General features: G+C 63.6%; 7 protein-coding genes. 5 read left to right on the top strand and 2 right to left on the bottom strand.

The annotated features are described in order from the left end of the window. Nucleotides 1-1,179: 1,179 nt before the first annotated feature. Complete coding sequence (locus IVB13_RS15420; protein WP_247489442.1) at nucleotides 1,180-2,370, bottom strand: integrase arm-type DNA-binding domain-containing protein; 1,191 nt, start codon at nucleotides 2,368-2,370, stop codon at nucleotides 1,180-1,182. A gap of 348 nt (nucleotides 2,371-2,718) precedes the next feature. Between IVB13_RS15420 and IVB13_RS15415 the strand changes: the two genes are divergently transcribed. From IVB13_RS15415 to IVB13_RS15395, 5 genes are all read left to right on the top strand, one after another. Then, complete coding sequence (locus IVB13_RS15415; RefSeq protein ID WP_026233446.1) at nucleotides 2,719-2,898, top strand: hypothetical protein; 180 nt, start codon at nucleotides 2,719-2,721, stop codon at nucleotides 2,896-2,898. 136 nt (nucleotides 2,899-3,034) lie between these two features. Beyond that, a complete protein-coding gene (locus IVB13_RS15410; RefSeq protein WP_018457814.1) occupies nucleotides 3,035-3,697 on the top strand; it encodes a protein-L-isoaspartate O-methyltransferase in 663 nt (220 codons plus the stop codon). Between the two features lie 203 nt (nucleotides 3,698-3,900). Beyond that, nucleotides 3,901-5,292, top strand: coding sequence for a TolC family outer membrane protein (locus IVB13_RS15405; protein WP_018457815.1), 1,392 nt, complete (start codon nucleotides 3,901-3,903; stop codon nucleotides 5,290-5,292). Nucleotides 5,293-5,598: 306 nt separating this feature from the next. After that, nucleotides 5,599-6,372, top strand: coding sequence for a DUF2497 domain-containing protein (locus IVB13_RS15400; protein ID WP_026233447.1), 774 nt, complete (start codon nucleotides 5,599-5,601; stop codon nucleotides 6,370-6,372). Between the two features lie 141 nt (nucleotides 6,373-6,513). After that, nucleotides 6,514-9,390, top strand: a complete 2,877-nt coding sequence (locus IVB13_RS15395; protein WP_085349819.1) for a valine--tRNA ligase — start codon at nucleotides 6,514-6,516, stop codon at nucleotides 9,388-9,390. Nucleotides 9,391-9,392: 2 nt separating this feature from the next. On the opposite strand, the gene IVB13_RS15390 is transcribed toward IVB13_RS15395, so the two are convergent. Then, on the bottom strand, nucleotides 9,393-9,995 hold the full coding sequence (locus tag IVB13_RS15390; protein WP_204511178.1) for a DNA-3-methyladenine glycosylase: 603 nt from the start codon (nucleotides 9,993-9,995) through the stop codon (nucleotides 9,393-9,395). Between the last annotated feature and the right edge of the window lie 3 nt (nucleotides 9,996-9,998).

Here is a 9,998-nt window from a genome sequence, read left to right as displayed (position 1 = left end):
GCGGCCGATCAGTCGACCTCGCATCCGTGCCATCAGGGTAACAATTGCTGATGCGGCAATACGGGGGGTCCCAGTCGAACGCCGATTGACACTCTAGGGATGTTGTCGCTCAACAGCGCTGGCAGATATTCATCTTCCGTTTTAGCTGATCTTCATCCGCTTGCTGTCGGGCGTTTTCTTCTTCCCAAGTCATCGGCTTGGATACCGACGAAGGTTTTGGCCCCACCGCGTTGGCACGCCTGCGGGTCCGTTGGTTTTGCGGGGAAGTCTCGGGTGGTGGTGGATATAGCCCGTCTGGCCCCACCGACCCCTCTTGGGCAATGCAAGCATTTCCGAATGCGCAGCAAATCGCGGCCAGCAATAGACCAGAACGGATGTTCATGGGTACTCCAAGCGCCAACTCGCGCGCCGCAAATTACGCCGCCGGGCACGCAATACCTTGTCCCGGCGGCGTGATATCCGTCCAGCCCCGGGACGGGATTAGCAAAAATCCCGGATGCACATGAGTATGGCCGTGGAGTGTGAAGGTTCAGTTCGCTTTTGGAGAATAGAAGCTCGTCGGTCCTACGAGCAAAGGTCAAAACGCACCCGCCTCAAACTGATCGGCCGTGCTCAGTCCGCGGGGTGGGAGGGGGATGAGCCAAGTTCTCAACGGGCGGCCTTTCCTCGCTCAGGCGCTGTTCCAAATACCGGCGCTCGAGGTCTGAGAGATTGGTTTTAAGCAGCCGTCGATATCGACTGATGTTGCTGTCATGGGCGCGCAGACGGGCGATTTCCTCGTCGGTCACGGTGCCTCCAGATGGATAAAAGAATTCTAGAGAAATAGAAAAGCAATGATTGGCGACGCTTTTATGAAAGCAAGCTTCGTGCCTGGGCGGCTGGTTGTCAACAAATGAAAGCCCGCCGGTTCAGGCTGGCGGCCCGCTGTTCTCGTTCTCCGGGCGAGAACAGATTGTGATTTTAATAAACCTTCGTTTGTTCCAAAAGCGTGTATTTATAAGCGGAACACCCAGAAGTAAGTCCGCCTCAGTTGGCGCTCAGAGTCGGCCCCGGCTGGATTGCCTGGGGGTCAACGCCGGGGCCGCTCCGCCGGCCCAGGAGAGGAGCCAGCAAAACCTGTAAGTTTTCCTCTGCGCGTTCGTTCCTCTAGCGGGCGCTCGATGTCGCGCGTTGGGCTATTTACTTCCCGGCACAATAGGCCGCCCAATCAACCATCATGCCCCTGCGTTTCTTCAGGGCGTCCCCGCGCCGGTAAGCGCGCTCAACGGCATCCCCTGCGGAATGGCCAAGCGCTGCCTCGGAGACGTAGTTCTCGTGTTCTGTCTCTTCGGTGGCCCAATCCTTGAAGGAGGACCGAAATCCGTGCGTCGTCGCGCCACCGCCTCCATGGGCGCCGATTACCTTGCCGAAGGTCATATCGGAGAGGGGACGGTTGGCGCGCACGCCCGGGAATACGAAGTGATTCAGGGACTGCGCCTTCATCTGCCTCACGATCTCAACCGCGCGCTCGCACAGTGGGACACGAAGCTCTCTGCGCTCCTTCGTGCGCTCCTGTGGAAGCGTCCACGTCGCTCCCTCAAGGTCGCATTCATCCCACACGGCCAGGCGGGTCTCGGCACTCCTGGTGGCCGTCAGGATCAGGAACTCTAATGCTCGGGCCGTGATCGTGTCGGTGCCGCGTAGCCGATTCATAAAGGCTGGCACATCTTTGTAGGGCAGGGCCTCGTGATGGCCGCGCGTGGACTCGTCCGGCTTATGGAGGACATGTTCCAGATTGCCTTTCCACGCGGCCGGGTTGTCGCCGCTGCGCAGGCCCTCGACCTTGGCCGAGTCCAAGACGCGCTCAATCCGCCACCGGAGCTTTTCCGCGGTCTCCTGCTTGGTGCCCCAGAGCGGACGCACAGCCGCCAGCACGTCTTGGATGTCGATATCCGCTAACGCTTTGTCCCGCATTGCCTTGACGTGGTTGGTGAGGGTATTCCGCCAGCCCGCCTCGGTCTTGGCGCCACGCCACCGGCCAGCCTTCACGGCTTCGTCTATATAAGAGTCGGCATATTGGCCGAAGGTCTTCACGCCGGCCGCGGCCTTGGCTGCCTCGATCGCCTCAACAGCCCGGTGGTCGATTGGATCGATACCGCGTCGGAGTAGGGCGCGGGCTGCCTCAGCCTTGTGGCGCGCATCGGCCAGTCCGACTGTGTGGAGCGGGCCAATGCCCATTTGCCGGCGCCTGCCGCCGAACCTGTAGTCGAGGGTCCAGTACCGGCCGCTGCCCTTGGTCACCAGCCAGAGGCCGCCGCCGTCGCGGAGCTTCGCGGACTTGCGAGCCTCGATCGCCTTGACCGTGAGGACGTTTCTAGTATGGCTCCCCATTTCGGATTCCTACTATCTTCCCCGCTTTTTCCCCGCTATTGGGGTGTGCGCTAGCAGTAACCGCTATGGTCAACATGGGCAAATTACCCCTTGATATCAAAGCGGTTATCAACTTGCAGGTTGCCATTATGGGACGGCTTGGACAAGAACAAATATCCAGCCCGGGGAGCCAAATTCCGCTTCATTTTCAGCAACTTGCGCCCAGACTCTGATCTGGCGTGCGATCTCGTTGCAGCAGATCCTCAACTAGATGTGTACCGCGGCGAGCCCGCATCCTCCGCGGTGACGCCAAAACGACTCAATTGAAATCGAGCTTCCAGAGGCCGGTCCTTTATGGAGCTGATTCCCATGCGAGACATCCAGGTCGACCGTTTCCCGCTGGCCCCCTCCATTCTGCCGGCGGACATCCCCGAACTCAGCGACGACGAATGCCTCGCTTGTCTGGCGCGGGCGGTCGAGACCCACGATTCGGCACGGCTGGACGAAGTCGCCGCATTGATCGGCCGCCTCGCGGTCACGATCGAATAGGCGGCTCACCCTCGACGTTGCGAGTTGCGGAAGGGCCCGGTTTGCGGGCCAAAGCCATGTTGCGTTTTCGCAGGGCCTGTTCCAAAGATGCCGCCAACTTTCGTCCGCGGCATCGTCCGCCTTGCAGGGTCCGCAAATGTCCGTTTTCTCGACGGCGCGCCTAAAAATGGTCGATGGCCAGGTGCGCACCAGTGACGTCACCGACCGTCGTGTTCTCGACGCCATGCTCACGGTTCCGCGCGAGGCTTTCGTGCCCGCCAGCCGGCAGGCATTGGCGTATCTCGACCTCGATCTCGACGTCAGCGAGGGAGGCGCCAAGCGGTTCCTGATCAAGCCGCAGCTGACCGGCAAGCTGCTCCAGGCCGCCGAGATCGGCGAGGATGACGACGTGCTGGTCGTCGGCTGCGCCACGGGCTATCTCGCTGCGCTGACCGCCAAGCTCGCGCGCAAAGTCATCGCGACGGAATGCGATTCGGGCCTGGCGGCAAAGGCCAACGACGCCTTCGCCGCCCTCGGGTTGGCCAACGTGGCCTGCAAGGCCGCGGCCTGCACCGAGGGTGATGCCGCCGCAGGTCCCTATGATGTGATCGTCCTCAACGGCGCCACCGAGGTGACCCCGGCAGGGCTGCTCGGGCAGCTCAAGGAGGGGGGGCGCCTGGTGGGGGTCTCGGCCGAATCCAGGCCGCCGCGAGCCATGATCGTGACCCATACCCACGGCGAATTCGGCCATCGGGCGCTGTTCGATGCCGCAGCCCCGGTCCTTCCGGGGCTGGAACGGGCCGCCGCCTTCGTCTTCTGACGGCTTTGGCCCGTTAAAATCCCGTTCTGAATCAGAAGTGTGGCCGGGATGCTGCACGTGAAGAGTTTCCACCGAGAACACCCCTCAGGTAGTTCCGTCGCGCTTGACCGCGTCCTATGTTGCGGCGGGGCAACGACTCCACTCGTAGACGGTAACCCAGCTCGCGGGCACGAGCCGGGCGTTAGAATGAACGGAATTTTTGGATGCATGGGGTGAAGCTCTTCACCGGAGCAGCGGTTTCGGTCCTGCTGCTGGCGCTTGCCGCGCCGACGCCTGCCTTGGCGGATACGATCGAGGCTGCGCTGGTGCGCGCTTATCAGAACAATCCGCAGCTCAACGCGCAGCGCGCCCAGGTGCGCTCGACTGACGAGAACGTGCCGCAAGCGCTGTCGGGCTATCGCCCCAAGGTCGGGATCAATCTCAGCACCGGCTATCAATATCAGGATATTCAGCAGACGCAGAAGGCTGTGCCGATCCATAGCGACCCGCCCCTTCAGCCCAATAGCGCCAGCCTGACCATCAACCAGACGCTCTATAACGGCAATCAGACCGCCAACAGGACGCGCGTGGCGGAAAGCCAGGTCTCGGGATCCCGCGAGGCGTTGCGTGTGCTCGAGCAGACGGTCCTGCTGCAGGCTGCGACCAGCTACATGGATTATCTTCGTGACTCCGCCACACTCGAAGTTCAGCGCAGCAATGTGCGCGTCCTCGAACAGACGCTCAAGCAAACGCGCGATCGGTTCAATGTCGGCGAGGTGACGCGCACGGACGTGGCGCAATCCGAAGCGCAGCTCGCGGCAGGCAGGACCCAGGCCCTGACGGCCGAATCGAATCTCACGACGACGCGTGCCAATTTCCGCCGGATCATCGGCAACGAGCCGACGAACCTTGCGCCGGGCTCGCCGGTCGATCGTTTCCTGCCCGGGACGCTCGCCTCCGCCGTCGGTCTCAGCCTGGTGGAGAACCCCAACGTCACGGCATCGATGTTCGGCATCGACGTCAATTATCTCCAGGTCAAGATCAACGAAGGCGCGCTGCTGCCGACCCTCACGGTTCAGGCTGGCATCACCCAGTCGTACCAGCAGACCCTGACGGTCTTCCGAACGACGACCGCTTCCGCCATCGCGACCGCCTCGGTGCCGATCTATCAGGGCGGCGCTGAATATGCGCTGATCCGCCAATCGAAAGAGAACTTGGCGCAGCAGCGCCTGAATCTTGAAACCACACGCGATCAGACCCGCGCCAACGTCGTGCAGGCCTGGGGCCAGTTGGAAGCCGGCAAGGCGCAGGTGCAGTCTGCGCAGGCGCAGGTTACGGCCTCCGAGATCGCGCTGAACGGTGTGCGCGAGGAAGCCAAGGCCGGCCAGCGCACCACGCTGGACGTGCTCAACGCGCAGCAGGCGCTGGTCAACGCGCGCGTGGCGCTCGTCACTGCCCAGCATGACCGCGTGGTGGCGTCCTATTCGGTGCTCAACGCGGTCGGTCGTCTCGCGCCGCAAGTCCTCGGCCTCAACACCACTGTCTACGATCCCAGCGTGCACTACCATCAGGTCCGCGACAGCTGGGCCGGCGTACGCACGCCAGACGGACGCTAGAGTCCCGTAATCATCCGGTCGGCCTCGCAAATAGCCGAAGCCGACCGGTGCTTTGCTTGCAATCAGCAAAATCCCTGACATAGCCTTGCCAAGAAGGATGCGGGTCGATTCGCTCTGCATCCGATGCCGTGTGCGTAAAGCATGAGTGCCGAGGGCAGGGGCGCACCGCTGCACGTTGAGCTGTCATCTGGGGACAAGTCGGGCTGCCGTGACGAAAATGTCGGGCCACCCATCCGGAACCGGCCAATCCTGTCGTGCTTGGTGTAAAACAACGCATGCGAGGGCGTTGATGATGTGGAGTCGGAGATGACGCAGCCTGCAAAGGTCACAGAACCCTCGATGGAGGAGATTCTGGCCTCGATCCGGCGCATCATTGCCGACGATGAGGCCAAGCCGCCGCCGGCGGATGCCGCTAAGCCCGAGAAAGCTGCCGCCCCCGCCGCGTCACCGAAGCCGCAGGTGATCAACGATATTCCGCCATCCAAGGTCGCGCCGCCCAAACCGGCCGCCGAAAAGCCGGCACCGGCTCCGGCCGCAAAGCCGGCAGCGCCGCCGGCCGCCGCACCCGAGGTGGATGCATCCAACAATCAGGACGATATCGACGCGCTGCTGGCGGGGCTCGACGCAGCCACGCCCGCGCCGGAAATCCGTGCTCCCGAGCCGGAGCCCGAACCTGAGCCCGACGTGCTGGAATTGACCGACGATATGGCGCTGGCGATGGAGCCGACGCCGCCTCCGCCGCCGCCGAGCTTCCGCAAGGTCGAGCCGCGCGACGATCTCGAATTCGCCGAATCGCCGGCGCCGCGTCCGACGCCGGCATCCTATGCGCCCGTGGACTTCGATGCGCCGCCGCTGCCGCCCCAACAGCCGATGCTGGCGCAATCGACGGTCTCCGCGGTCGAATCCGCCTTCAATTCCCTGGCCCACACGGTGCTCAGCAGCAATGCGCGAACTCTGGAGGATCTGGTCAAGGAGATGCTGCGTCCGATGCTGAAATCCTGGCTGGACGACAATTTGCCGGGCCTGGTCGAACGCATCGTGAAGGCCGAAATCGAGCGGGTATCGCGCGGCGGCAGGTAGATCGGGCCGCAGAGCCCTCATAAAGCCCTGCTTGTGGGTAATATTCTGTTTCCCGACCGGACCGGAAAGCCCTGTTGCCGCCTGGCTTTCCGTTGACTTGTCCGTTGACTTGGACCCCGTGCGCGGCTTTCTAACAGCGCCATGATCGAGAAAAATTACCAGCCCGCCGATATCGAAGCCCGCATGTCCGTCGTGTGGGAGGACAGCCTTGCCTTCAAGGCCGGCCGCCCAGACCGCCGCGACGCTGTGCCCTTTACCATCGTGATCCCGCCGCCGAACGTGACGGGCTCGCTGCACATGGGCCACGCCCTCAACAACACGCTCCAGGACATCCTGTGCCGGTTCGAGCGCATGCGCGGTCGCGACGTGCTGTGGCAGCCCGGCACCGACCATGCCGGCATCGCCACCCAGATGGTGGTGGAGCGGCAGCTGATGGAGCGCCAGCAGCCCAGCCGTCGCGAGATGGGCCGCGAGAAGTTTCTGGAGCGGGTCTGGCAGTGGAAGGCCGAGAGCGGCGACACCATCATCAACCAACTCAAGCGGCTCGGCGCCTCCTGCGACTGGTCGCGCGAACGCTTCACCATGGACGAGGGCCTGTCCAAGGCCGTGGTCAAGGTGTTCGTCGAGCTGCACCGCGACGGCCTGATCTACAAGGACAAGCGGCTGGTGAACTGGGACACCAAGCTGCTCACCGCGATCTCCGATCTCGAAGTGCAGCAGACCGAGGTCAAGGGTAGCCTCTGGTACCTGCGCTATCCGATCGAGGGCAAGATCTTCAGCCCCGAGGATCCCTCGAGCTTCATCGTCGTTGCCACCACGCGCCCGGAGACCATGCTCGGCGATACCGGGGTGGCCGTGCATCCCGACGACGAGCGCTATCAGAAGCTGGTCGGCAAGAACGTGATCCTGCCGCTGGTCGGCCGCAAGATCCAGATCGTCGCCGACGATTATTCCGATCCGGAGAAGGGCTCGGGCGCGGTCAAGGTGACGCCGGCGCACGACTTCAACGATTTCGAGGTCGGCAATCGCCACGGCCTCGCCCGAATCAGCGTCATCGACAAGGAAGGTTGCCTCGATCTCCTCGACAACGAGGATTATCTGCGCGACCTGCCGGAAGGTGCCTCGCAGTTCGCCGAGGAGTTCAACAAGCTCGATCGCTTTGCAGCGCGCAAGCGCATCGTCGAGCGACTGGAATCGTTCGGTTTCGTCGAGCGGATCGAACCTCACACCCACATGGTGCCGCATGGCGACCGCTCCGGCACGGTGATCGAGCCCTATCTGACCGACCAATGGTATGTCGACGCCAAGACGCTGGCGAAGCCCGCGATGGCCGCCGTGCGTTCGGGCGAAACCACCTTCGTGCCAAAGAACTGGGAAAAAACCTATTTCGAGTGGATGGAGAACATCCAGCCCTGGTGCATCTCGCGCCAGCTCTGGTGGGGCCACCAGATCCCGGCCTGGTACGGTCCTGATGGCAAGGTGTTCGTCGCCGAGACCGAGGAGGAGGCCGTCAGCCACGCCCTCGGCTATTACGTCGAGCAGGAAGTCATCACGGTCGAGCAGGGCCGCGAGATGGCGCTCGACCGCAACAAGCGGGACGGCTTCATCACGCGCGACGAGGACGTGCTCGACACCTGGTTCTCCTCGGCGCTGTGGCCATTCTCGACCCTCGGCTGGCCCGCAGACGCGCCGGAAGTGCAGCGCTACTACCCGACCAACGCACTGGTGACGGGCTTCGACATCATCTTCTTCTGGGTCGCCCGCATGATGATGATGGGGCTGCACTTCATGAAGGAGGTGCCGTTCTCGACGATCTACATCCACGCCCTCGTCCGCGACGAGAAGGGCGCCAAGATGTCGAAGTCGAAGGGCAACGTCATCGATCCGCTCAGCCTGATCGACCAATATGGTGCGGACGCGCTGCGCTTCACGCTGGCCGCGATGGCCGCGCAGGGGCGCGACATCAAGCTCGCCACCAGCCGTGTCGAGGGCTATCGCAATTTCGCGACCAAGCTCTGGAATGCGTCGCGCTTTGCGGAGATGAACCATTGCGCCGTGCCCGAAGGCTTCGAGCCGGCGAAGGTCAAAGAGACGCTGAACCGCTGGATCGCACATGAGAGTGCGCACACCACGCGCGAGGTGACCGAGGCGATCGAGGCCTATCGCTTCAATGACGCCGCCGGCAGCATCTACCGCTTCGTGTGGAACGTCTATTGCGACTGGTATCTCGAGCTCGCAAAACCCGTGCTACTCGGCCCCGACAGCCCTGCCAAGGCCGAGACCCGCGCCATGGTGGCATGGGCGCGCGACGAGATCCTGAAACTGCTGCACCCCTTCATGCCCTTCATCACCGAGGAGCTGTGGGAGGTGACGGCCAAGCGCGACGGTCTGCTCGCGCTGGCACCGTGGCCGCTGAAGCCGGCCGGGCCGACGCCGGAGCAGCTTGCGATGCTCGCGGCGACGACGGGGCCGACCGACGCGCTCGTCTCGCCGGTTTGGGTGCTGCCGATCTTCGACCATGCCGACTTCACCGATCCCGCGGCCGAGGCCGAGATCGGCTGGGTCATTGACCTTGTCACGCAGATCCGTTCGGTGCGCGCCGAGATGAACATCCCGCCGGCGACCCTCACGGCGCTGGTGCTCGCAGGCGCCTCGGCCGAGACGAAGGAGCGCGCGCCGCGCTGGAGCGACGTCATCAAGCGCATGGCGCGGCTGTCGGACATCTCCTTCGCCGACCGTGCGCCCGACGGCGCGGTCCAGCTCCTGGTGCGCGGCGAGGTGGCCGCGCTGCCGCTGAAGGGCGTGATTGACGTCGTCGCCGAGCGCACGCGTCTGGACAAGGAGATCGGGAAGGCCGACGCCGACATCAAGCGTGCCGAGTCCAAACTGGCCAACGAGAAATTCGTGGCCAACGCGGCCGAGGAGGTCGTCGAGGAGGAGCGCGAGAAGCGCGAGGCCGCGCTCGCCCGCAAGGCCAAGCTGCTCGAGGCGCTGGAGCGGCTCAAGCAGGCGTCGTAAGCTTATTTCGGAAACGGCTTGCTGAGGAATTTCGAGCCCCTGACACCATAGCGCCAGGGCAGCTCGACCGCCTTGGTGATGCCGATCCGGATGCCGGCCGCCACCTCGAAGTCCTCCGTCCGCGCATGCAGCGCGATCGGCGGACGGTCGAGCGGCAAGGCATTGTGCGCGATGGTGATGCCGAGCGCTTCGGTCAGCTTGCCCGGGCCCGAGCACAACGTGTGCAAATCCTGGAGATGGCGGCGCCGCCGCATCGCGGCGATTCCGTGGGTCGGCTCCAGCGCGCGGATCAGCACGGCGCTGGCCGAGCCTTCTTCCTCGCAGACGAAGTTCACACACCAGTGGATGCCGTAGGAGCGGTAGACATAGGCAAAGCCGGGCGGGCCGAACATCACCTGGTTCCGCGGCGTCGGGCCATTGTAGGAGTGCGCCGCCGGCTCGGTATGATGATAGGCCTCGACCTCGACGATGATCCCGCCAACGCCGTTGACCAGCATGGTCGCACCGATCAGATCGGGCGCGACCTCGTGGACGCTGCGCGCGAAAAAGGTACGCTTCAGGGCTTTGCCGAGCCGAGGAGTAGAGGTCTTCGAGACTGGAGCCATTCG

It is taken from the genome of Bradyrhizobium sp. 17, from assembly GCF_023073515.1.
GTDB classification, from domain to species: Bacteria; Pseudomonadota; Alphaproteobacteria; order Rhizobiales; family Xanthobacteraceae; genus Bradyrhizobium; species Bradyrhizobium canariense_D.
The sequence above is the reverse complement of the archived record's forward strand: the minus strand, read 5'-3'. Positions and strand labels throughout refer to the sequence as shown.

What these genes read in the sequence shown, in the direction of transcription:
- IVB13_RS15400 (WP_026233447.1), top strand. Translation starts at nt 5,599, where the DNA reads ATGACGCAGCCTGCAAAGGTCACAGAACCCTCGATGGAGGAGATTCTG.
- IVB13_RS15395 (WP_085349819.1), top strand. Translation starts at nt 6,514, where the DNA reads ATGATCGAGAAAAATTACCAGCCCGCCGATATCGAAGCCCGCATGTCC.
- IVB13_RS15420 (WP_247489442.1), bottom strand. Translation starts at nt 2,370, where the DNA reads ATGGGGAGCCATACTAGAAACGTCCTCACGGTCAAGGCGATCGAGGCT.
- IVB13_RS15410 (WP_018457814.1), top strand. Translation starts at nt 3,035, where the DNA reads ATGTCCGTTTTCTCGACGGCGCGCCTAAAAATGGTCGATGGCCAGGTG.
- IVB13_RS15415 (WP_026233446.1), top strand. Translation starts at nt 2,719, where the DNA reads ATGCGAGACATCCAGGTCGACCGTTTCCCGCTGGCCCCCTCCATTCTG.
- IVB13_RS15390 (WP_204511178.1), bottom strand. Translation starts at nt 9,995, where the DNA reads ATGGCTCCAGTCTCGAAGACCTCTACTCCTCGGCTCGGCAAAGCCCTG.
- IVB13_RS15405 (WP_018457815.1), top strand. Translation starts at nt 3,901, where the DNA reads ATGCATGGGGTGAAGCTCTTCACCGGAGCAGCGGTTTCGGTCCTGCTG.